At 31.7% G+C, this 22,796-nt stretch carries 21 protein-coding genes and 1 tRNA gene; 19 read left to right on the top strand and 3 right to left on the bottom strand.

Annotation, left to right across the window (positions count from 1 at the left end; genetic code table 11):
- Position 1: 1 nt before the first annotated feature.
- The 3 genes from P700755_RS04475 (at position 2) to P700755_RS04465 (ending at position 1,666) form a co-directional block, all read left to right on the top strand.
- Complete coding sequence (locus P700755_RS04475) at positions 2-1,327, top strand: TolC family protein (protein ID WP_015023549.1); 1,326 nt, start codon at positions 2-4, stop codon at positions 1,325-1,327.
- Positions 1,327-1,509 (top strand): CPXCG motif-containing cysteine-rich protein, encoded by a 183-nt coding sequence (locus tag P700755_RS04470; protein WP_015023548.1) that lies wholly within the window; start codon positions 1,327-1,329, stop codon positions 1,507-1,509. The genes P700755_RS04475 and P700755_RS04470 overlap by 1 nt, the downstream gene beginning before the upstream one ends.
- An 84-nt stretch (positions 1,510-1,593) precedes the next feature.
- A tRNA-Met gene (locus P700755_RS04465) sits at positions 1,594-1,666 on the top strand.
- On the opposite strand, the gene P700755_RS21195 is transcribed toward P700755_RS04465, so the two are convergent.
- The 3 genes from P700755_RS21195 to P700755_RS04460 all read right to left on the bottom strand — a co-directional run bounded on the left by P700755_RS21195 (position 1,626) and on the right by P700755_RS04460 (position 4,380).
- Positions 1,626-3,266 (bottom strand): recombinase family protein, encoded by a 1,641-nt coding sequence (locus P700755_RS21195; protein WP_015023547.1) that lies wholly within the window; start codon positions 3,264-3,266, stop codon positions 1,626-1,628. The two genes, P700755_RS04465 and P700755_RS21195, sit on opposite strands and share 41 nt — an antisense overlap.
- A 7-nt stretch (positions 3,267-3,273) precedes the next feature.
- On the bottom strand, positions 3,274-3,441 hold the full coding sequence (locus tag P700755_RS19810) for a hypothetical protein (protein WP_015023546.1): 168 nt from the start codon (positions 3,439-3,441) through the stop codon (positions 3,274-3,276).
- 66 nt (positions 3,442-3,507) lie between these two features.
- Complete coding sequence (locus P700755_RS04460) at positions 3,508-4,380, bottom strand: hypothetical protein (protein ID WP_169314462.1); 873 nt, start codon at positions 4,378-4,380, stop codon at positions 3,508-3,510.
- Positions 4,381-4,455: 75 nt separating this feature from the next.
- On the opposite strand from P700755_RS04460, the gene P700755_RS04455 reads away from it, so the two are divergent.
- The 16 genes from P700755_RS04455 to P700755_RS04385 all read left to right on the top strand — a co-directional run bounded on the left by P700755_RS04455 (position 4,456) and on the right by P700755_RS04385 (position 22,635).
- On the top strand, positions 4,456-4,824 hold the full coding sequence (locus P700755_RS04455) for a hypothetical protein (protein WP_015023544.1): 369 nt from the start codon (positions 4,456-4,458) through the stop codon (positions 4,822-4,824).
- Positions 4,817-5,014, top strand: coding sequence for a hypothetical protein (locus P700755_RS04450; protein WP_015023543.1), 198 nt, complete (start codon positions 4,817-4,819; stop codon positions 5,012-5,014). Before P700755_RS04455 ends, P700755_RS04450 begins: the two co-directional genes overlap by 8 nt.
- 928 nt (positions 5,015-5,942) lie before the next feature.
- The gene (locus P700755_RS04445; protein ID WP_015023542.1) at positions 5,943-8,564 is read left to right on the top strand and encodes an AAA family ATPase; all 2,622 of its coding nucleotides are present in this window, start codon (positions 5,943-5,945) and stop codon (positions 8,562-8,564) included.
- A gap of 98 nt (positions 8,565-8,662) precedes the next feature.
- Positions 8,663-10,162, top strand: a complete 1,500-nt coding sequence (locus P700755_RS04440; protein ID WP_015023541.1) for a DNA recombination protein RmuC — start codon at positions 8,663-8,665, stop codon at positions 10,160-10,162.
- An 89-nt stretch (positions 10,163-10,251) separates the two neighbouring features.
- A complete protein-coding gene (locus tag P700755_RS21190) occupies positions 10,252-10,401 on the top strand; it encodes a UvrD-helicase domain-containing protein (RefSeq protein ID WP_157609250.1) in 150 nt (49 codons plus the stop codon).
- A gap of 190 nt (positions 10,402-10,591) precedes the next feature.
- The gene (locus tag P700755_RS04435) at positions 10,592-11,161 is read left to right on the top strand and encodes a hypothetical protein (protein ID WP_015023540.1); all 570 of its coding nucleotides are present in this window, start codon (positions 10,592-10,594) and stop codon (positions 11,159-11,161) included.
- A gap of 1,348 nt (positions 11,162-12,509) precedes the next feature.
- Positions 12,510-13,658 (top strand): hypothetical protein, encoded by a 1,149-nt coding sequence (locus tag P700755_RS04430; RefSeq protein WP_041758145.1) that lies wholly within the window; start codon positions 12,510-12,512, stop codon positions 13,656-13,658.
- A 3-nt stretch (positions 13,659-13,661) separates the two neighbouring features.
- Complete coding sequence (locus tag P700755_RS18625) at positions 13,662-14,156, top strand: CFI-box-CTERM domain-containing protein (protein ID WP_051007933.1); 495 nt, start codon at positions 13,662-13,664, stop codon at positions 14,154-14,156.
- Positions 14,156-15,097: a hypothetical protein gene (locus tag P700755_RS04420; protein ID WP_015023539.1), complete on the top strand. Its 942-nt coding sequence runs from the start codon at positions 14,156-14,158 to the stop codon at positions 15,095-15,097. Before P700755_RS18625 ends, P700755_RS04420 begins: the two co-directional genes overlap by 1 nt.
- 11 nt (positions 15,098-15,108) lie before the next feature.
- Entirely contained in the window at positions 15,109-17,625 is a 2,517-nt protein-coding gene (locus P700755_RS04415) for an Hsp70 family protein (protein WP_015023538.1), read from the top strand.
- 9 nt (positions 17,626-17,634) lie between these two features.
- Positions 17,635-18,333: a hypothetical protein gene (locus tag P700755_RS18620; RefSeq protein ID WP_015023537.1), complete on the top strand. Its 699-nt coding sequence runs from the start codon at positions 17,635-17,637 to the stop codon at positions 18,331-18,333.
- Positions 18,334-20,106, top strand: a complete 1,773-nt coding sequence (locus P700755_RS04405; RefSeq protein WP_015023536.1) for an AAA family ATPase — start codon at positions 18,334-18,336, stop codon at positions 20,104-20,106.
- 2 nt (positions 20,107-20,108) lie between these two features.
- Positions 20,109-20,648, top strand: a complete 540-nt coding sequence (locus P700755_RS04400; RefSeq protein WP_015023535.1) for a hypothetical protein — start codon at positions 20,109-20,111, stop codon at positions 20,646-20,648.
- 7 nt (positions 20,649-20,655) lie between these two features.
- The gene (locus P700755_RS04395; RefSeq protein WP_041758144.1) at positions 20,656-20,946 is read left to right on the top strand and encodes a DUF6804 family protein; all 291 of its coding nucleotides are present in this window, start codon (positions 20,656-20,658) and stop codon (positions 20,944-20,946) included.
- Between the two features lie 287 nt (positions 20,947-21,233).
- On the top strand, positions 21,234-21,710 hold the full coding sequence (locus tag P700755_RS04390; protein ID WP_015023532.1) for a 5' nucleotidase, NT5C type: 477 nt from the start codon (positions 21,234-21,236) through the stop codon (positions 21,708-21,710).
- Positions 21,711-21,978: 268 nt separating this feature from the next.
- On the top strand, positions 21,979-22,635 hold the full coding sequence (locus tag P700755_RS04385) for a uracil-DNA glycosylase family protein (RefSeq protein WP_015023531.1): 657 nt from the start codon (positions 21,979-21,981) through the stop codon (positions 22,633-22,635).
- The last annotated feature ends 161 nt before the right edge of the window (positions 22,636-22,796 follow it).

The following is a 22,796-nucleotide window of genomic DNA, read 5'->3' as shown; positions in this document are numbered from 1 at the left end:
TATGAGAGTATTTTATAAGAGCCTACTTGCGTTTTTTATAGTGTTTGGCATGTACAGTCCTTCTAACGCGCAGGAGGTGTTGAGCAAACAAGAAGCAGTCACTCAAATGTTGGCCAATAATTTTGGCATTCAATTCGCTGAAAATCAGGTGGAAATAGCAGATAATAATCAGGATATCCTCAATTCGGGATATCTTCCTTCCCTTACTGGAAATGCGGGAGCTAACTATACGAAAGACGATCAAGATGTGACCTTTCGGGACGGAGAGAGCAATTCTATAGTAGGTGCTGAAACCACACGTTACAATGCTTCTGTTAATTTTAACTACGTGTTATTTGATGGATTAGGGCGATTCTGGAATTATAAAAGTCTCAAAGAGGAGTATAATTTATCTTCTTTACAAGCGCGTGAAACCATAGAAATTACTCTTCTCCAGCTATTTACCGTTTATTACGAAGTTGCCCGTCTTACTGAAAATGAACAGGTATTGAAACAGACCTATGGGAATACTCAACAGCGGTTAAAGCGTGCAGAATACAGCTTTGAATACGGTCAAGTGAATAAGTTAGATGTGTTTAATGCTGAGGTAGATATGGTGAACGACAGCATCAATTTATTAAATACACGGCAGCTATTAGAAAATGCAAAGCGTGATTTAAATGTGGTTATTAATACTAATTTGGATCGAAATTTTGAAGTGGATACCCTAGTCGATTTCACTAGCCAAATTCAATTGGAGAATTATGTCAATAGTGCAGATGCCAATAACGTTAGCCTACTTCAGGCAGAAAAGAATATAATTATTAGTGATTACGACTACAAAGCTAGTAAAGCTGTATTTTTGCCTTCTATTGGGTTGACAGGCTCATATGGTTGGAATGAAGGTAACTTTCCAGTGACGAGTTTTGCCACATCAAGTACCACGACTGGTGTTTCTGGAGGAGTAAGTCTTAGATGGGATCTTTTTGACGGAGGCCGTGGGATTACCACTACGAAAAACGCCAAAATACAATACGACAATCAGCAACTCGCCAAGGAGCAGATTAAGAAAGAGGTGACCCGAGATATTTTTAATGCCAGAGGAAATTACCAAAACCGACTTGAAGTTTTAGATTTGCAAACAAAAAATATATCAACAGCCAAGAATAATTTTGAGCGCTCTAGTGAACAGTATAAACTAGGGCAGATTACCTCTGTAGAGTTACGGCAGGCTCAGGTGAACTTGCTTAATGCCCAGACCAGTAAAAATCTGGATAAGTATGATGCAAAATTAGCCGAGCTTGAGCTTTTACAACTTACAGGTCAACTTTTAAATATAGAATTTTAATGTTCGAACATCACTTTCAATGCCCTTATTGCTGGGAAGACATAAGCATGCTTTTAGACCCGTCTATACGTCAACAAACCTACGTAGAAGATTGTGAAGTCTGTTGTAATCCTATTGAGGTTACTCCTCGTTTTGAAGGCGAAGAACTTCAAGAATTTAGAGCGGAAGATATAGAGCAATAATATTTCACATTTTATATTGTTGGACTTATTATTTGTTTTATATTTGCAGTCCGATACAGAGAAAAACAATTTTCAAACATATATCGCGGGGTAGAGCAGCAGGTAGCTCGTCGGGCTCATAACCCGAAGGTCACTGGTTCGAGTCCAGTCCCCGCTACTAAGTGAGACTCAAGCGCAAATTGCACTTGAGTCTCTTCGTTTTTAGAGCTGTAAAGCACTGATAAAGAGTTTGTTAATTCGAAAAGTAAGTTCATTTTTGATGTTCGACATTCTTTATTTTTAGTCGAAAATTGTAAACCTTCAGGAAACATGATACCCTGTAGTTTTCTCTTTTGTCTAAGATCCAACCTCTTGTAGTATTCACCCGGCTTTTCAGCCATTTCGATGAATTTTTTAATAACTTTTTTGTTGTTCGACTTTTTTGTTGGTATGCTGTCAAGCATGAGAGTTTTTTGCTCTATCGACTCTTTTATTTTGAGACTGTGTTTTTGAAAAATTGGCTTATTAATTTCACCAATAGCAAATCTATATTCCATACTATCGTATTGTTCTTGGAGCTTATTTATATCTATACTTATCAATCTCTTTTTACTACTAGAATCTAAGGTTTGTATATCCAAGTACTTTTCTAGCTGTAGTGAAAATAATTCTATCAGTTGTTTTGATAATTTTAGAGAGTTTAAGTAGTCCAAAAATTGTTCATGGATTCCAGGGCTTTTCGATTGAGCTCTTGTGTTAGCATTTACTGTCTTATTACAGTCAGAACACTTGTAGTAATAGATTTGTCTAGCCTTATTTAAGTAGGAGGTCATATTACAATTACAGTCGGAGCAAATCAAAAATTTTGGAGTCAACGGAGTTTCCGTCTTTCCGCTTATTTTGGGAATACCATTTTGGGAAGAATATTTTAATTTATGATTTAGTATTTTAAACTCTTTCCTAGATATGAGTGGTTCCCAGTGACCTTCTATTTCTGTATCAGGAATTAAGCTATTCTTAAAGTAGCCAGCATAGAAGGGGTTTAACCACATGACATTCAGACTTGATTTTGGGATATGAAGATCATTTTCAGCTAAGTAAGTTTGTATCTCTTTATCGGTATACCCTTCATAAAGTTTCAGTTTAAAAGCTTCTTTAATGAGAAGGCCATCTTTATTAATTTTCATCTCCTGTTTAGCTTGGACCTTTGCTGGGACAGATACACGGGGGCCGTAATGATCGTAGCCACGTGGAGCCCTACTTAGAAAGGTCTTATTTTCTAAAGCGTTTATCATTCCTGGTATGATAACATCTTGACGGCTAAAATTTTCTTTTTGTGCATATAAGAGCTGAGTTGAAAACTCATTTTCGTCTCTATCTGTAAACGTGTTATGGCTGCTGCTTACAGCAAATAGATAAACACCATACTTACGCCTTAAGCTTACAAACAATTCTATATGTTCTGAGCCTGCACGACCAAATCTGCTAGGCGACCAAATTAATATTACTTTTGGACGCTGACTCTTTGCCGTAGTCTTAACGGCCTTTATAAGCTCATTTAAAGTTTTTTGTGTGTTTATACGCTTAGAGCTTTCAAACTCTGCATCAAACTCCCTAGTTATCCTCAGGCCATTCTCATTTGCAAAGGCTTTAATCCTTTTTACTTGAGTTTCGATACTTCCATTCTTTAAAAATTGTTCTTTTGAAGATACTCTGGTATAACACCATACAGATTGATTATAGAAATCTGATATGTTTAATTTTCTTTTATTACTCATCGGTATTTTAGTTTAAGGATTCAACAAATAGTTTGGTAAACTGATATAAGTGTATAGCGATATCATTTTTTTGCTCATCATTTAAAGAGGTGTAGTCTTCACCAAGAATATTTTCAAATTCTTTAGGGGTGAGAATTTGATTATCCTTTTTGTCTTGAATTGATTTTCGGCCCATAGCGAGATAGGTAAAAATCGGGTTGAGGTTTCAAGGACCGAATATGTTGTACATAAGTTGTCATCATCATTTAGTGATTAAGGTTAATTTATAATTGTCTTGCGATCTTACATCGATTAAAAGCTTTGTCCCTTTAGGTATCTTATTTTTCATAAAGTAATCGGCAAGTTCTTCGTGTTTTATATGTTTCTCTGTAATCGTCCTAGGTTTGATGTGATTATCATCAAAAGCGATTTCAACTACTTTGGGACGCTTAAAGATCACAATGTTTCGAATTTGATTTTCAATGCTGGATAAGTACTCTAGATCCTTTTCATTTGACTTTAAATCAATGCTCAGCATCTTGCCTACTTTATTGAAAATTGGAATTGATATAAGTGTTTTATTAGAATAAAGAGCATGTAACTTTTCCAAAAGCTTAGAGTCACCCAATAAACACTTATGTTCATTTGTCTCTGGTATATAAATGAAGGCATGAGGTTGTTCTTTATGAATCAAGCATGATTTAATTAAGTCAGTAAAAGGTGTGATTTCACCTCTTAATGTATTCATCAACATTTCATCTTTCAGGTTTTCTCTCAAGGTGTTTTTTCCTCCTTCAGAGAGTTTACTTCTTTTAAAATTAATATTGTCTTTTAGGACCCTATCGGCATATTTTTCATGTCTTGGTTTGACCCAAACATCTATTGATAATTGCTCTAATTTTTGAGTTTTAATTCCTATATCAGATAACTCTTTGATGATCGACATCCAGGTGGCCTCCAAGACATTCATTTTGCCGTGTTGGTTATACTCTAAATTAGGAAGAAGGTTTTTGGACTTCCAATAAGAAACCTGTCTTGAGGAGATGTTCAAATCTTTTGGGAGGATATTTTTGTGAAACAAGAGTTTACCAAACTCAATATGAAATTCATCATTCATGATTAATATTTTACTCAAAGGTAAATAAAATATTTAAAAGATTACAATCATGTAAATTATATTTTATATTTTTGTTTTCTAAATATGATTACTATGGAAACAAAATATAAAAAACGAATATGCCCTTATAGTGGTGAGGAATTTATACCAAAGCGTAGAAATCAGATTTATGTTAACTCTAGTTATCGCATAGCGCATAACAATAACAAAAGTCATGAGAAGAGGAAGTATACTTCCGTAGTAAACAAAAAATTGGCTAAAAACTACGATATCCTTTGGAAGCTAGTAAACGATGAGAAAAAAAGCATAGTTCATAAAGAATATTTAAGCGGTGCTGGTTTTTTATTTAATTTATATACTACAGCTTATAAAACAGAAGAAGGCAACATAGTTTATGAAGTATATGGCTTTAAATATTATCAGACAGACATTAATAATTATAAAATAATTAAAAGTGAATAAAATTGATTTAAACAAAATTCGACCTCTTGATGCCAATTTAGATTTTTCTAGATTTGAAAAGTTAGAGACTCTTCAAGTCCAAAATAAAAAGTTGATGAATATTGTGCTAGTTATAGGGTTATCGTTCACTATAGCGATTATCTATATGGCATTATTAGAAAGCCAAAAAGAGCAAGAAACTCAGTTATAATAACTGAGTTTAAAGAAAAAAAATTTATCAATAAAACTCATTAATTGAGTTAGAGAAAAACACTCTTACTTTTCTTAACTAAGTAACTCATCTTCCATTCCTTGTATAAGTAATTTCTACCACCTTCTTAAATATAGTGAATACTTAGCCTATAAAACCCCTATTGTCTTTACTAAATCCACTTATAACTCTTCAATTTATAAATGGTAGAGTAGAGGTGAGTTTTGACTTGGCAGAGCAACATAAGAAGTCTCGCCTTTGTATCGTTTTTCGTCTACATTCTAATATGGGATTGCTTTTGCTGAAAGAATACTAGCTTAAGAGCACTTTAACCCATTTAAAAGCAAATTAATACGTTTAAACACGCTTTAAAGCTGCGATAACTTGTATGAATTTGTATTTATACGTTTTGAAACAGATAATGATGCTATTTTATAATAGATTTATCTAGTAATCCCTAACTATAACTAGCCTCAGAAGCGTTAAAATGTCTTGATGCTCTTGTCTGACTAATATGAATAGTTTGTCTTCTAAAGTTTTTATTCTCTTTTGAATTTGTTTTTAACTGCTTTCCAAATTGAGAACTTCTTTTATTCTGCTAATTATTTTTGAAAATAAATAATGTCCCTGAAAATAATCATTATTCTTAAAAATAACTGTGGATATGAAGATGACGAAAACCTGCGTATGCCTTATAAGTAAAAAGATCAATGAAAAGTGTAGATAAACATCTGATGATTTAAAATCTTGATTGCAGCATTTTTAGAGATTAATTAAAAGCCCCTTGGATAAAGTATTCAAAAGTGTTAGTTTAGTTAATAAAAAAATAACCTCCTATAATAAAGATATACTCTATACTGATGATTTGAATAGGGTTTTATGGATGTAATGCTTTATTAAAAAAGACTACCCGAGAAACATAGAAACAATGCCAATACTAAACGACATAATTGATTGGGTAGAAAACAGGCCCGAATTTTGGCAGGTTGCAATTGATCGATTAATCAGGAATAATCAACTTTCGGATGCTGACATTGTGGAAATTAAAGAAATCTGCAAGGCTGACTTTGGATTGTCAGATATTCAATTTGATACAATAGATTTTGATGAATTAAGGGAGTTTGCCGATAGAGCTATTAACAATGAGGATATTATCCTATCAAAAATATCCAACGTTGAGAACATAAGTGCTCTTTCTCAAACGAGTGTATTAGAGTTTGCCCCAGGTGGTTTGACCTTAGTATATGGAGATAATGGAGCGGGAAAATCAAGTTATGTTAGCGTATTAAAACATACTTGCAATACGAGAGGTCATAAACCAACAATAAATGGAAATTTATATGACCCAACTATTTTTAGGAACGATAAAAAAGCAGAAATAGAATATACAATCGATGGAACGAGTTTTAAAACTGTCAATTTTTTAAATGGTGAAATAAATGACTCGACCCTCAAAAGTGTTGATGTTTTCGACACCTTTAGTGCAAATCACTATATAGAAGGAGAAGATGAAATTGCATTCATACCACAAGGTCTATCCATAGTTGAAAAATTTGCGCTCTACCTAAAAAGAATTGAAAATGAAATAAATGCAGAGTTATCAAGCCCAGCTTTGGCAAAGTTTGATTATTCTTTCTTAGAGGTAGTAGAAGGCACAACTGCTAAGACTTTTCTTGAAAATTTAAATCAATACACAACCCTCGATGAATTAAGAGCCGAATCAATTTGGGATTCAAGTAAAGCCTATAAAGTAGAAGAACTGATTAAAAAAATTGATAAGTTAAAATCAACTGACCCAAATAAAAATCTTAAAGACAATATTGAAAAAATAAAGAGGTTTCAAATTTTAAAAAACAAATTACAAGTTCTTGAAAACGCTTTATCAGGTCAGGTTTTAATTGATTTAAAGACAATTTTGAATTATTATGTCGAAACTAGTGAGGCTCTTAAGAAATCTTCGGAGGAAGCATTTTCTGAATTACCCATAAAAGGTGTAGGAAACAATTCTTGGAAGGTTCTTTGGGAAAGTGCTCGAAAATTCTTTAATGAAAGTACAGGAAACGAGAGTTTTCCCGAAACTAATGATGACAGCAATTGTCCTCTGTGCTTACAAGATTTAGGAGAAGAAGCAAAACAACGTTTCACCCTCTTTGAAGAATTTATAAAAAATGATATTCAAAGAACTTATGATGAGGCCTTAGAAAAGTATTCTTTAGCAATCTACAACCTTAATGGATTGGATTTTTCCGTTGTTGAGCAGGAGCCCACAACTAGTGAATTAAATGAGATAACAAGTGACTTCATTCAAAAGCAAAAGGAGTATCTAGATTTATTAACTAAACAAAGAAATTATCTAGTTCGTCTATTCAATTCAAGAAACCTTGTTGAAACAATTGAGTCTATTGACGTTGAGAACACACCTAAGACAGCTATAATCGATATTGTAGCTAATTTAATAGAGGAGAATAAAAGACTAGAAATCCAATCAATTGAAGAAGATTTAAAACCACTCATTGCAGCACTGAATCAACTAAACGGTGAGAAAAAGATTTATGATGCCAAACCGAAATTGGGTCGTGAAATATACAGACAGAAAAAAATAAAATTGCTTAATAAGTGCGTTAGCAAATGTAAAACTCATTCTGTTACGACTCTCAGCAATGAACTAACGACAAAGTATATTACTCAAAGTCTTAAAGATAGTTTCAGAGTTGAGTTAAACAAACTTGGTTTTAAGAATATCAAAATTGAGACAGAAACAAAAGGGGAAAGAGGAAAGCAGTATCACTTTTTAAAGCTAGAAGAAGAAAACGCAACAAATATTGCATTAAAGGACGTTTTAAGCGAAGGTGAACATAGATGCATTTCCTTAGCAACATTTCTTTCTGAATTATCAATATCTGAGAACAAAAGTGCTGCGATTTTTGATGACCCAGTTTCATCACTTGACCACAAGTGGAGATATAAAATATCTAAAAGAATAGTAGAGGAATCTAAGAGCAGACAGGTAATTGTTTTCACTCACGACATTACTTTTCTATTGTTAATTCAAGAGCATTCAGATGAGCTAGATTCTGATTTGGAAATTACAAGTCTGACAAGAAAGAAAAAAGAAACAGGGATTATTGCTAAAAATCCACCTTGGGACGCATTATCTGTAGGAAAGAGAATTGGTATTTTAAAAAGTGCACACCAACAACTTGATAAAATAGAAAGGACAGAAACAGAAGAGGCTTATAAGGAAAGAGCAAAAACTCTATATGGAAAGCTAAGGGAAACTTGGGAACGATTTATAGAAGAAGTTTTCTTGAACGGAGCAATTCAAAGATTTGGTAGAGCAATCCAAACACAAAGACTCTCAAAAGTAATTGATTTAACTGCTGCAGATTATAGTCTTGTGGATTCGAACATGAGCAAATGTTCAACATATTTCACGGGACATGATACAGCAGGAATTTTAATTGAGGAAATGCCTGATTCAGCGGAATTTCTTTCGGATGTAAAAGCATTAGAAGATTATATAAAAGAAATAAGAGATAGAAGAAGATAAAAAACAAAGCATAACAAAACCTAAGAAAACAGATCCTCCCATAGGTACGGCTCCGTTTATTAGCCAAACGTTGGGCTTAGTGCAAAAAACACAATTTTATGATTGAAATATTATTGATCACATTGATTATTCTTGCAATAGTAAATATTGTAATAGGATTAAAGAAAAAAGTTATTCTTGACATTAAACCCCAATTAAAAGATGTTGAAGAATCTATTTTAAAGTTTGATACAACTTTAGAGCGAACTGAAAAATCAATCAAAGATGAGTTTCAAAGAAATAGGTCAGAAACCAATGATTTTTCAAAAACAAACAGAGAAGAATTAACAAAATCACTTAATTTATTTGGAGAACAATTCTCTAAAAACGTTAAGGAATTAAATGACTTATTGAATGATAAATTTGCAATTCAGAATAAACGGCAAATTGAATTTAACCAACAAACAGTTGATAGTACAAAAGAAAATAGAAATGAATTATCAAAATCACTAAAATCTTTTGAAGAAAATTTCTCAGAAAATATTAAAAACCTAAATGACCTGCTAAGACAAAATTTCGGAGATTTTAACAAACAACAAATTGACTTAAATGGACAGGCTACAGAAAATATAAAAAATGTAGAAAAAACAATTGAAAAAAATCTTAAATCAATCAGGGAAGACAATACTATTCAGCTTAATGAAATGAGAAAAACAGTTGATGAAAAACTTCAAACTACTTTAGAAAAACGATTAGGGGAATCTTTCAAACAAGTAAGTGACAGGCTGGAACAAGTGCATAAAGGATTGGGTGAAATGCAAAATATTGCAATTGGAGTAGGTGATTTGAAGAAAGTCTTATCTAATGTTAAAACAAGAGGTGTACTTGGAGAATATCAACTTGAAAATATTTTAGAACAAATATTAACTCCTGACCAATATGCAAAAAATGTTGCAACTAAAAAAGGTAGCCAAGCCAATGTTGAGTTTGCATTAAAATTACCAGGAAAAGAAGAAGGAAAAGAAGTATGGATGCCAATCGATTCTAAATTTCCAATTGAGGATTACGATAGACTTCTTGACGCATTTGATAAAGGAGAGAAAGAAGGTATAGAATCTGCTCAAAAAGTTTTACTAAAAAAGATTGAAAGTTTTGCAAAAAGCATAAGTGAAAAATATATTGATCCACCTCACACAACTGATTTTGGTATAATGTTTTTACCAGTTGAAAGTTTATATGCAGAAGTTTTAAGGCATCCTGGATTATTTGAAATACTTCAAAGAAAGTATAAAATAACTGTTACTGGACCAACGACTTTATCTGCATTATTAAATAGTTTACAAATGGGATTTAGAACACTTGCTGTTCAAAAAAGAAGTAGTGAAGTTTGGGATATCCTAAAAGCAGTAAAGTTTGAATTTAAAGAGTTTTCAGGGGTTTTATCTAAAGTACACAAACAACTAAATACTGCTTCTGGCACACTTGAAACATTACGTACAACAAGAACGAATGTAATGGAAAGAAAGCTTAAAGATGTTGAAACCTTTACCGCATTAGAATCAAAAGAAATTTTAGAATTACCTGATAGTATTAAGGTTGAAGAGTCAGATGATGAATAATATTGATAACTTAAAAAAGATATAAACAAAGAGTAATTGGAGGCCGTTACAGAAACAGAGGGCTTTGTGAGTGTAATTGTAGGTGCTGTTTGGGAAAAACAAAAGCTTTTACTTCAAGATTTATCTACAGTGTTGTAGTTTTAGGAATTAATTCTTCTCATATCCTTTGTGTAGCCTTTACCAATAAAGGTGTAAAAGAAACGCGAAAAAGAGTAAAAAAATTGGTTGAGAAAAATTAGGATTTTAGTTATATTATTACTCATAACGGGTCTTGTACCAGAGTTTTAAGATGTATATACAAAATAGGCGAAATAGAAGTAAAATCAAGACTTTTGGTTCATATCAAACCCTCTATTAAACCAAAAAATTAGTGCTTTCTAATCCACTTATCATCGCTAGTCGCTAGCCCTAACTGGAAAATAAACATATATGATAGATGAAATTTATTTTAAGGACGATGGTAAAGTTAATATTACAGCAGCTTCTGTTGGAATAAGTAAACGTAGGTGGATTTGTGCCAACCAATCAGAAATTGGAAATAAACCTTATTTCGAATTGATGAGTAAGAATAGATTTGATTTATTACCAATAATTTCAAAGGAAGAAGTCAAAGAATATTTCATTATTAAAAAACCAAATGACTTTACTGAAATAGAAAGGAAAAAAATAATTTTTGAAGATACTCTTGACCTGAATACAAACATCAGAAATGTAATTGATAATTTCAGTACAAAAAAAAGGACATTTTATTTTTTGACATTCCGGAAAGAGATTACTGGTCTTATCACAATTGGAAATTTGAACCGTAGACAAGTTCAAATTTATATTTTTCAGCATTTATGTGATTTAGAAAGAACACTCGGAGACTTTCTAAATAGTAAGCTAAATCACGACGAAATTATAGAATGGATAAAAGGTAAAAGTAATCCTAAAAAAGAAAATGATAAGTATTCAGAAATTATAGAACTGTACGAGAATCTTACGAAATTAGATTTATAAAATAAAATCACCGAACACTTCTATTTCGTAGATTTCTTCAATATAATTAACGATCTAAAATTGTACGAACATTTAGGAACTAGCGGAACATATTGGAGTAAATATAATATCATAAACGAAATTAGAAAAAGAATAGCACATCCAACGAGAAGTTTGTTAGACAAGGAAAACACAATTGAAAAATTATCAAAACGACTTGGGAAAATTGATGAATTGCTATTTACTCTAAACAACAACTAGGGCAAATAAAGAACTGAGTTAAAAAAATACTTTTCTTTTTCAATTTGAATTACTATTATTCTACGCTAATAGATTCAAAAAACAGATTCTTTGAGCTTTTTTAACTATTTTCAGTTTATTTATTTAGGTAATACAGAAACATATCTCTTATTACAGAGTAGGCTTGATCTAGCAATGGCAAAAACTTATTTTAACAGCTAACTAGGTACGGCGATCAAGGCTAGCTTACAACTATACCTATTTGTTTGCGATACGCTCGCAGAGCTCTTTTAAAGCCTTTTTGTGTTTATAGGTGTTTAAAATACACATGGATAATCTGTTTTTTATTTCACTGATGCAGCTACGGCTATTTAAATTGCCTTTGCTTTTTCTAATCAATAGTGTTAGACCTGCATAATTACATAGCACACTTCCACATGTGAAACTGTCAAAGTCATTTGTTTGGACAAGCAGCATAAAAGCTGTTTTATACAAAATCTCTAATATGGGTTTTAGGCACGTTAAAACATTTTGATGCTCTTGTTCGATCAATACTTATAGTCTGCCAAGGTTTTTACCTCCTTTTGAACTTGTTTTTAAATGCTTTCCAAATAGGAAAGTACCTTTATTCAACTAATTATTTTTGAAAATAAATAATGTCCCTGAAAATAATAATTGTTCTTAAAAATAACTGTGGATAAAAAAATGACGAAAACCTACGTATACCTGATAAATAAAAAGATAAGTGAGTAGTGTTAGCAAACTTTCGTTGGGTTAGAATCTTAAATGCAGCATTTTTTTAATATTGATTTAAATTTCCTTGGATAAAATATACAAAAGTGTTAGTTTAGTTAAATATTATAAAAAATTAACCAAAAAAAGTGTTGTTTTCAGCTCAGTTCATTAGTGTAAATAATGTTCATGAAAAATCTTGTAAACCCTTTAAATGTGTCTAAAAATCAACATCATAGACAGCACATTTACTTTGTCAAACTCTAAATCCAACTCTTAAAACAAGAGAGCTACTTTTTGTAAACGCTCAAATAAAATTGATTAGAACTGCGCAAAACAGTTATAAAGACAATAGAATGAATTGTATTTTTAGGAATTTCAAACCAACAGAAAAAATATGGAGCTAATCCAAAATAATCCTTATCGAATTGCAGGTATTCTGTCCAACTTTACTGAACGAGAATTACAAAAGCAAAAAACCAAAATTAGAGCCTTCGCAAAGGTTGGTAAAGAAATCAAATCTGAATATGATTTCCAAATTTTTGAAAATATCACAAGAACAGAAGGCTCAATAGATAAGGCTTTCTCAAATATTGAGCAAAACCAAGATAAGGTAAACTTCGCTTTATTTTGGTTTTTAAATGCAAATCCCTCTGACAATACGGCAATTGCATATCTTAAAAAAGGTGATGGAGACAAAGCTGTAGAAATTTGGGAAAAAGTAACCCTAAATAAAAAAGTAAATTCTAAAAACTTCTCTGCGTTGAACAATTTGGGAACTTACAAATTATTAAGCCAAAGCCAAGACAATATAAAACAAGGCATTGAAGCCAAAATCAAACTAATTGAATCTGACTACTTTGAAAATTTTATTCATTCTGTAGCTGATGAAACATTTACGATTGACAATAAAAAACAAATTGAAAAATTGGTTGATGAATTGCTGACGCAGTTTAAAAGCCAGTATTCAAGCTCTGAAACATTACACTTGTTTAGCAGCTGCGAGGGTTCTACTCAAAATTATCTTTCAAAAAAGTTTACAGAAGAACCATTACATAATATTGAAAGCCAAATTTTAAGTAGCAAAAACAAAAGAAAGGACAACAAAATTGGGGCCTACCAATCTGGATTAAACTTAGCTGTAAACTGTAAAGATGACTTAGTAACTCTACAAACACTACTTGGAATTACTGACTTAAAATATAAAACAATTGCTGACCAATTAGCAAATGAAATAATGCAATCTGGAATTGATTATTTCAACGAAAGCTTAGAAAATGATTCTAATGACAACTATTTAGAACAAGCTCAAAAGTTAACAAAAATCGCAGATCGAATTGCGGTAGGTAAATTAACAAAAGATAGAGCAAAAGATAGTCTTGCTTCACTTGCTGATATGAAAGACCGAGAGATAAATCAAGCTATTGCAGTATTGAGCTCTATTAAGTTAGCTTATGACAAAGCTATTAGTGAAATTGATGCCCAAGTTTCTTCAATGAGCATAACGATGTCATATAATCAAACTATCAATTATTCCAAAGTTTAAAAAATGAAGTTAAGCTGTTTGGACTGGTCCAAGGTTACTGAGATTATCAGCGATGGAATCAGTGTAAATAATATTGTAACCATACAAAGTTGCGCAAATCAAAGTAAGGTTTCTGAATATAAAAATCTAGTAGACTTCTTGTTTAGCAAACTTGGACCACTTCAAATAAATCAGATAAAATACATATGCTACTGGAAAGACGTAAGAGCATCTCAAGCAAAATCTACAGCAAAGAAAGTTGGTTCAACTATCAGTAGCGCAACTGATAGCGGTTGCTACATCGCTACAATGGCATATGGCGATTACGACCATCCACAAGTTAAGGAACTAAGAAGTTTTAGAGATGAGTTTTTAAGTAAATCCATAATTGGAAGAAGTTTTATCAAGCTCTATTACAAGTATTCACCAAGTTTAGTTGAAAAGCTAAAAGGTAGACAAAATATCAACCTCATAATCCGAAAAGGATTAGACCAACTTATTAAAGCAATCAAAAAATAATGAAAAATATTTTACTAGTAACTGCGTTTTTAGCAGCATCAAATCTTTTTGCTCAACAGCAACAAGATTCTATTTTGGCAAACAAAGTAATAAAACTTGAAGCTCTAGTCAATAAACATCAACAAGATATCAAAAAAATATCTTTAGAATTAGACAAAGACTATTGGACTTATAGAGGTGTCAAAAAAGAAACGCAAAAAAAGATCACAAAGCAAAAAAACTCAATTGACAGTTTAAATCAACTCATCAATGCTAGTAACCAAAAGTTGGTGCAAGTTAACGATAATCTCGACTCTAAAATTAAGCAAACAGATGAAACAGTAACTTCCAATAATTCAAAAATCTCTGAACTCGATAACAGTTTAGATAAAAACCGATTGTATTGGATTATTGCCACTCTGGCAACTCTTTTATTAGGAGGTTTGGTGTATTGGTTCTTAGGCAAACGTATTCAATCGAGTAGAACAGATGTTGAAACTCAAATAAAGAACACAAAAACGGCATTAGAAGAAGAAAGCGTGAAGTTGGATAATAAGTTAGTGGAAATTTTAGAAACACAATTAAAACTAAAAGAAGAAGAAACCAAAACACAACCAAGTATTTCTACTAAAAAAACTGACCATTCTTTAGCCATAAAGGTTGCTGATGAAGTTGTGCGTATGCAAAAGAATATTGCAAAAATGGAAAGTTCAACCAAAGGGATAAAACCACTTTTAAAAGGAATAGAACGTATTCAAAATAATTTTGCTGCAAATGGTTATGAAATGATTAATCATATGAACAAAGAGTATGATGACCGAATGAATATTGATGTAATTAACTTTGTTTCAGAGGAAAACTTATCTACTGATAGCAGAATAATTTCTAGAATAATAAAGCTACAAGTAAATTTTAATGGCATATTAATTCAGAGAGCACAAGTTGACGTTTCACAAAACTAAAAATATTTAAAATGGCTAGAATAAAAATAGATTATGGTATTGATTTAGGAACAACAAATTCCGCAATATCAAGAATAGAAAAAGGTAAGGCAACAATAATACAAACAAACAAGAGAAGAGATACAATGGCATCTTGTGTTGCTTATAATAAAAAAGGTGTAATTGTAGGTGATGATGCACATCGCTTTTATAGAGATGAAAAATTTAAGGCTCTGTCAAAAGAAGTTAGAGTGAATTCATTTATTGAATTTAAACGGACAATGGGTACAGATGAAACTTACCATAGTAGTCACCTTGGAAAATATTTAAGTTCGGAAGAACTTTCATCCGAAATTCTTAAAACTCTAAAATCATTTGTAACTGATGATAATTTTTCTTCCATTGTAATAACAATTCCTGCCGCTTTCAAAATAAATCAGATTGATGCAACAAGACGTGCAGGAAAATTAGCAGGTTTTGAACATATTGAAGTGCTACAAGAACCAGTTGCTGCATCAATGGCTTATGGTTTGGATTCAGGAAAAAAAGATGGTTTTTGGTTAGTTTTTGATTTTGGTGGAGGAACTTTTGATTCAGCACTAATTAAAGTCGAGGAAGGTATAATGAAAGTTGCGGATACTGAAGGAGATAATCATCTGGGAGGTAAGAATTTAGATTTTGCCATTGTAGATAAAGTTATCATCCCACACATTCAGGAAAATTACAACATTGATAATATTCTTTCTAACGAGAATAAAAAAAGTGTCTATAGAGAAACCCTTAAACCATTTGCAGAGTCGTTAAAAAATGAACTTTCGTTCAAAGATAGCCACAGTGTTTATGAAGAAGATGGTTGTGGGTTCGATGATGATGGAGAAGAAATTGAAATTGATATCACATTAAAGCAATCAGAATTAAAAAAAGTATTAAGTCCTATTTTTCAAAAAGCAATTGATGTGAGTCAAAGTTTATTAGAGCGGAACAATTTAAAAGGAAATTTATTAGACTCTCTTATTTTAGTTGGTGGTCCAACATTATCGCCTATTATGAGAGGAATGTTGGAAAAACAAATATGCAAACCAGATACAAGTTCAAATCCTATGACTGTTGTAGCAATAGGAGCGGCTTTGTACGCTTCAACAGTTGATGTTTCAGAAGAAGTAAGAGAACAAACACGGGATACTGCAAAAATTCAATTAGAAATTGCTCACGAATCTTCTACCGTAGAAATGGAAGAATACGTACCAATCAAAATTTTAGCAGATAAAACTGATGGTGAAATTCCGAAAAAAGTATTTGCTGAAATAACAAGAGGAGATAAGGCTTGGTCGAGCGGCAAAGTTGAAATTAACACTACAGGAGATGTTGTAGAAATTCATCTTTTAGAAGGTAAAACAAATGTTTTTGATGTTGTTTTATATGATGATAAAGGAAATAATTTAGAATGTGAACCCAATAGTTTTAATATTATTCAAGGTTCTAAAATTGGTAATGCAACACTACCATATAATGTAGGTATTGAAATCAAGCAAAAAGTAACAGGAAAGATTTTTTTTCAAACAATTAAAGGAACGGAGAAAAATCAATCCTTACCAGCAATTGGAACAAGAAACGGATTAAAAACTCAAAAACAAATTCGCCCAGGGATGGAGACAGATTTTATTAAAATCCCAATTTATCAAGGCGAACATAATTCAGATGGAACAAGAGCAATCTACAATGAACACGTTTACGATATTATTATAAGCGGAAATGATTTACCTGCACTACTTCCTGCAAATAGTGATGTGGATTTAACCATCAATTTAGATAAGTCGCAAAAGATGTCCATTCAAGCCTTTTTTCCATATTTAGACCATACTTCTGAAATTGAAATTCCTACCAATAATGTACAATCCGTAGAAACAAATTGGCTTCAAAATGAAATTAGAAAAGCCAAAGGGAGTATTATAGAATTGAAACAAGATGGAAATCATTCTGATGATTCAAAATTGAATAAAGTTGAAAAAGAAATTGAACAACTAGAAAAATCATTTGAAAACAATAAAAATGATGTTGATGGCAAACAAGGAGTTTTGACCAATTTAAGAAAATCATTAAAAACAATTGATGAATTAAGTGCTAAAACAGAATGGCCAAAATTAGAAGAAGAAATTAAAGAGCAGTTTTATCGGTTGGAAAAAGCTAATACTGATTTAGGTAACGAAAAGACCACTCAAATTGTTACTCAATTTCGTTCACAATTAGAAGAAGTTATAAAGGCTAAAGATGTAAAAATTGGTAATATTCTTTTAGAAGAAATCAATAGCTTCTTTTTTGAATTAACACTAATATATCAACTCATGGCTATGGTAAGAAACTTTAATGAGAATTTTGGAGATTATAATTGGAGTGATTCTAATAGAGCAAGGCAATTGGTAAATAGTGGTATTAATAAGATATCTGAAAATCCAGATGCAGAAGATTTAAGACAATTATTAGTTTCATTGTATGACATGTTACCTAATAATGAAAGACCAAGTGGAGATGATTCAGTTTTAGTCGGATAAATTCTAGCTATGAAAAACAAACTAACATACACTTTATTTCTGCTCTGTTTTCTACTTGTATTTTCTTCGTGTGAAAGTGGAACAGAAAGAAAAAAGCGCGAGGCAAAAGAAGAGTTACAAAGAGTTGAATTAAAGACTCAAATGAAAAATAAGGCTAAAGAAATTGCCTTCCAAAAAGAACAAAAAAGAATTGAGCGTCAAAAACGTGAAAAAACTGAACGCTTAGAAAAACAAGCGAAACTAGAGAAGCAACGAAAAGAAAAAGCTTTGTATGATAAGTATATTTATAATTCATTAAGAACAGGTGCAACGCCGTATGCTTATTGTTTCGGTAGAAATATATCCTGTTCGGAATGGGGTTGTGCTGGGATATCTGTAAAAACGCCAAGCAACTCAGATGTCATGGTTACCATTAAAAAGAATGGTGAAGTTTATAGACATGCATATATAAAGGCTGGCAGTACTTATAAATTTGAATTTCCTAATGGTCGTTATCAAGCATTTTTCTATTATGGTAAAGGTTGGAATCCAAATAAATTTATGAAAAAAGTAAACTGTGGTGTTTTAAAAGGAGGATTTATAGTAAAGGAATCCTTTAGCAAAGACAAACCTCAAATGCTAGAGAATGCCGTGTTGAGTTATGAATTGATTTTACAACAAAGTGGAAACTTCAGCACAAAACCTAGTAATTCTGATGAAGCATTTTAAATGAATAAAACGAAACACATACTAATCAAGGGACAAGTCATTAAAGAAAAGTATACCGTAAACTTCTTCTTAAAAAAAGGGAATTATGCCGAAACTTATCGTGTAAAAGCCCCAGATGGAAAAACCAAGTTATTAAAACTTTTTCATTATTCTAAATTAAACAGAACACAGTTTGAGGTGAATGGTGCTGTTTTAGAAATTGAAATTTTAAAGCAAAGTAAACATCCAAACTTGGTAAAGTATTGTGATAATGGCGAATTGCTTTTAGAAAAACAAAAATATGCTTTTGTAATTCTCGATTATATTAGTGGAGAAACTTTAGCTGATAAAATGAAGCGAGAACAAACATTAAATCCATATGACGCAAAAGATATAATTTCAGGTGTATTAAATGGATTAAACTATTTACATAATCTTTTAAATCCCGTCATTCATAATGATATTACCAACCTAAATATTATGAATGACTTATCAGGCAAAGTTGTAATCCCTAAAATTATTGACTTTGGTTATGCACGTTATTTAAGTCAATCAAACCAAGACTTTCTAAAAGAAGGATTAAATCCATTTTATCAATCCAATGAAAGTTTTAATAAAGTGTTTTCTGTGCAAAGTGATGTATTTTCAGTTGGAGCTTTATACTATCATTTGTTATTTGGTTTACCACCTTGGTTTGTAGAAATATCAAAATATAAATCTGATAAAATAAAGTTGGAAGATGCTGTTTTGGAAGAACGTAAGAAACCATTAAGGTTTGAAAACACCATAGATGAACAAACACAAAACATCATAACCAAAGCTTTACAACCAAATGTAGAAAATCGTTTTAAAAGTGTAAAGGAGTTTATTCGAGCTATTAACGGAGAATTAGAAATTAAACAAGTTTCTAATTCAAATGAATTAACCAAGCCCAAACTAAAAAACATAAAAAATGGTCAAGGTTTTAAGGCTATTGCAGGAATGCAACAACTAAAAGATACTATCCAATTAGATGTCATTGATGCTTTAAACGATAAAGAAAAATATGCAGAATATGGCTTAACAATTCCAAACGGAATGCTGCTATATGGCCCGCCAGGTTGTGGAAAAACCTTTTTCGCAGAACGTATGGCTGAAGAGGTCGGATTTAACTTCTATCAAATAAAACCTTCTGATATTCAAAGTAAATTTATCAATGAATCACAGGAAAAAATTAAAAATCTTTTTAATAAGGCGCGTGAAAATGCACCGAGTATCGTCTTTGTTGATGAATTAGATGCTGTTGTTCCAAATAGGGATAACTCAAACGTAAATCATATGAACACGAGCGCAGTCAACGAATTTTTAGCACAAATGAATAATTGCGGAGATGATGGTGTTTTTGTAATTGGAGCAACAAATAGACCTAATTCAATTGACCCTGCAATATTAAGAGCAGGTCGTCTAGACAAAGTAATTTATTTACCACCACCAGACTTCGACGCTCGTGAATTGATGTTTAAATTATATTTAGAAAACCGACCAAGAGAAATTGGTTTAGACTACTCTTCATTAGCAAAATTTACAGAAAACTATGTTTCAAGTGATATAAAGTTTCTTTGTGATGAAGCATCGAGAACTGCATTAAAAACAAAATCTAGAATTTCAAAAGAAATTCTACTTGAAACTATAAAACAAAACCGTCCTTCAATTTCCTTAAAAGAATTGAATAGTTACAAAGCAATTAAGGCTAAAATGGAAGGTTTAACAGAAAACACTAACCAACGACCAAGAATTGGTTTTAAAAATAAATAGATATGAAAACAATAAACTTTGACAAACTATTATTAAAGACAGCATTTTCCTGTATGGCTTGTGATGGAGATATTGATAAACGAGAAATAAAGTTGATAAAGCGTTTACATAACGAAAAGAAAACCTTTGGTGAGATTGATGTCAATGCAGAAATGGACAATCTGTTAATTGCTATCAATAACAATGGACACCTGTTTATGAAAAATTATTTTGATGAATTAACAACTTCTAATTTAAGTGAAGCCAATGAATTAAACTTAATTGAAGTAGCAATTGACACCATCAAAGCAGATCAAAAAGTTGAATATAGCGAAATTAAGTTTTTTAAAGTCATTCGCTCAAAATTGAAAATTGACAACAATCAAATTCTTAAAAAGCACCCTGACTTTGAAGACTATTTGGAACAAGATATAATTACTGATTCTTATTTATCAAGGTTGCAAGACGCCTTTTTTGACACGCATATTTCAAATGAATTTGAGTTAATAAGTGAAATTGATAATGACATTTTAGACAGCTTGAAAGAAAAAAATAAAGAATAGTGAAGCCATGTTAAAGATTGCATTAGCAGTATTACTGTTTCTGTGCTTGTTAGATATGCCTTATGGATTTTATCAATTTGTACGATTTGTAGCATTAATAGGATTTGGAATTTTAGCTTATAAAGCTAATGAGGCGAACAAGAATACTGAATTGATCATTTATGGTGGGCTTGCACTACTTTTTCAACCGTTTTTCAAAATCGCTTTGGGAAGAGAAATGTGGAATATCGTTGACGTTATTGTCGGAATTGGATTAATTGGAAGCCTATTTATAAATAGAGAGAAAAGTCAAAGCTAAAAGTTATAGACATTTGCAATTTGTACCAGCCACACACAAGCCATAACCCGCAAAAGAGTAATTCTTTTCCAACGCTATAAACAAGACGAAACCATAATAAAGCGTCTAAATTACTAGTCAACACATTGGGTTTGTAGACTTGATACTGATTTAGAATATGATTTTTTTGGAACTCTCACAAGATGCAAAAGAAAGTATGGCTCAATTGAATGTGATGTTAACGTTTCCGCTTCATAGAAATAAAAGAGTTCGTTTAATAAAAGCGATTAAGAATAAAACCTTATAACATGGAAAAACCAATAGTTTTTATCGACATGGATGGTGTATTAGCCGATCTTGGTGCGGGTGCAAAGGCTAGTCCATTATTTCAAGAAGACCAATATAAAAACGATCCAGATGATATTCCCGATATTTTCGAAAATTTACCACCGATAAAGGACGCAATTGAAGCCGTAAACAAGCTGCATGACACGAAACGATTTGACTTATTTATACTAACCACAGCGCCATGGGATAATCCCAGTGCTTGGATGCATAAACGGACTTGGATCGAAAAACACTTCGGTGACAAGTTTTATCAAAAAATAATAATCACACATCGTAAAGATTTACTAATTGGGGATTATCTTATAGATGATCGTACGGCACGGGGTGCTTCAGAATTTAAGGGAAAACACATTCATTTTGGTTGGGACTATGTAAATCAAAAAGACAATGAGTACCCAAACTGGGAGTCTGTTTTAGAGTTTTTTGATTGTAATTGAAAACAGAGTCTTTTACTTAAAATTCAAGAGTAAGGTTTAGATATCGGTCGGACTTTAATAAAATTAAATTCTAAATTAACCTCGAAAACGAGTTACTTAATTCAGGTTTAGGCTATAGAATACAAACTTATAAATAGAACTGAAAGTACTTATATAGAAACGTTAACTGCTTTTATTCGTGAAATTCACAACAAACCTCTTAAGTATGACATGCTTTGGCGTTGTTTCACTTTTAATTTGTTGTATTAATAAAAAAAACCAAGAAAAAATGAATGAACTTGAAGCAGATTATAACCAACTTATGCAGGAGGTTGCCGATTTTAAAAACGAACTTATATCTTCTGATATATTCGAAACAGTGAAAGACAAATTTAGAGGGTTTCAGATTCTTATGTCACCATTACAAAAGCAACCCAACTTTATGTTTATAGGCATAAATCCAGGAGCTGGTCATTATAAGAGTACGGGTAAGACCTCACATAGACTTGCGCCAGAAAAGACCATGGAATATGTTTATGAAAATTACGCTTTGGCTAGAGAAACTAAGGCACTCTTTGGATTACTCGGACTTACTGATGCGGACTTAAGCAAAGCCGTTAAGACCAATTTTTATTTTTTAGCCACTGAAAATGAACAAAACCTAAATAAAATCATTACTTTAGTTGGTGATCTAGAATTTGAAAAAAAATCTATCGATTGGAATAACCGACTTATTGAAATAATTCAGCCTAAAATAATTATCTGTGAAGGTAAGTCTGCCTTCACCAAAGTAACGCAACATAAAAACCTCCAAGCTGAATGGAATGCTGATGTTGCTTACACCAAATGGGGTAACACACATGTTATTGGTTATAAACGATTATTTAGTCAGATAAAAAATAAAGAGAAGCTCAGTGAGCTTGTTTTGGGTGTTTTGGGAAAATAAATTAAATATTAAAATAGAATAATGATTTTAAGCATTGATTATAATAAACATTCCTATAGGGTTAAGTATAAAGGTTTCTTAAATAAAGGGAAAGGCTTCGAACAGTCTATTAAAGTTATAAAGGACAATAATAAAAATAGACGAATCGAGAACTGGTTCTA

Source organism: Psychroflexus torquis ATCC 700755 (assembly GCF_000153485.2).
Taxonomy (GTDB): domain Bacteria; phylum Bacteroidota; class Bacteroidia; order Flavobacteriales; family Flavobacteriaceae; genus Psychroflexus; species Psychroflexus torquis.
The sequence above is the reverse complement of the archived record's forward strand: the minus strand, read 5'-3'. Positions and strand labels throughout refer to the sequence as shown.

Coding starts and splice junctions, on each gene's coding strand:
- P700755_RS04435 (WP_015023540.1), top strand. CDS start 10,592: ATGATAGATGAAATTTATTTTAAGGACGATGGTAAAGTTAATATTACA.
- P700755_RS04445 (WP_015023542.1), top strand. CDS start 5,943: ATGCCAATACTAAACGACATAATTGATTGGGTAGAAAACAGGCCCGAA.
- P700755_RS04415 (WP_015023538.1), top strand. CDS start 15,109: ATGGCTAGAATAAAAATAGATTATGGTATTGATTTAGGAACAACAAAT.
- P700755_RS04475 (WP_015023549.1), top strand. CDS start 2: ATGAGAGTATTTTATAAGAGCCTACTTGCGTTTTTTATAGTGTTTGGC.
- P700755_RS18625 (WP_051007933.1), top strand. CDS start 13,662: ATGAAGTTAAGCTGTTTGGACTGGTCCAAGGTTACTGAGATTATCAGC.
- P700755_RS19810 (WP_015023546.1), bottom strand. CDS start 3,441: ATGGGCCGAAAATCAATTCAAGACAAAAAGGATAATCAAATTCTCACC.
- P700755_RS04470 (WP_015023548.1), top strand. CDS start 1,327: ATGTTCGAACATCACTTTCAATGCCCTTATTGCTGGGAAGACATAAGC.
- P700755_RS04400 (WP_015023535.1), top strand. CDS start 20,109: ATGAAAACAATAAACTTTGACAAACTATTATTAAAGACAGCATTTTCC.
- P700755_RS21195 (WP_015023547.1), bottom strand. CDS start 3,266: ATGAGTAATAAAAGAAAATTAAACATATCAGATTTCTATAATCAATCT.
- P700755_RS18620 (WP_015023537.1), top strand. CDS start 17,635: ATGAAAAACAAACTAACATACACTTTATTTCTGCTCTGTTTTCTACTT.
- P700755_RS04430 (WP_041758145.1), top strand. CDS start 12,510: ATGGAGCTAATCCAAAATAATCCTTATCGAATTGCAGGTATTCTGTCC.
- P700755_RS04390 (WP_015023532.1), top strand. CDS start 21,234: ATGGAAAAACCAATAGTTTTTATCGACATGGATGGTGTATTAGCCGAT.
- P700755_RS04395 (WP_041758144.1), top strand. CDS start 20,656: ATGTTAAAGATTGCATTAGCAGTATTACTGTTTCTGTGCTTGTTAGAT.
- P700755_RS04455 (WP_015023544.1), top strand. CDS start 4,456: ATGGAAACAAAATATAAAAAACGAATATGCCCTTATAGTGGTGAGGAA.
- P700755_RS04440 (WP_015023541.1), top strand. CDS start 8,663: ATGATTGAAATATTATTGATCACATTGATTATTCTTGCAATAGTAAAT.
- P700755_RS04420 (WP_015023539.1), top strand. CDS start 14,156: ATGAAAAATATTTTACTAGTAACTGCGTTTTTAGCAGCATCAAATCTT.
- P700755_RS04405 (WP_015023536.1), top strand. CDS start 18,334: ATGAATAAAACGAAACACATACTAATCAAGGGACAAGTCATTAAAGAA.
- P700755_RS04385 (WP_015023531.1), top strand. CDS start 21,979: ATGAATGAACTTGAAGCAGATTATAACCAACTTATGCAGGAGGTTGCC.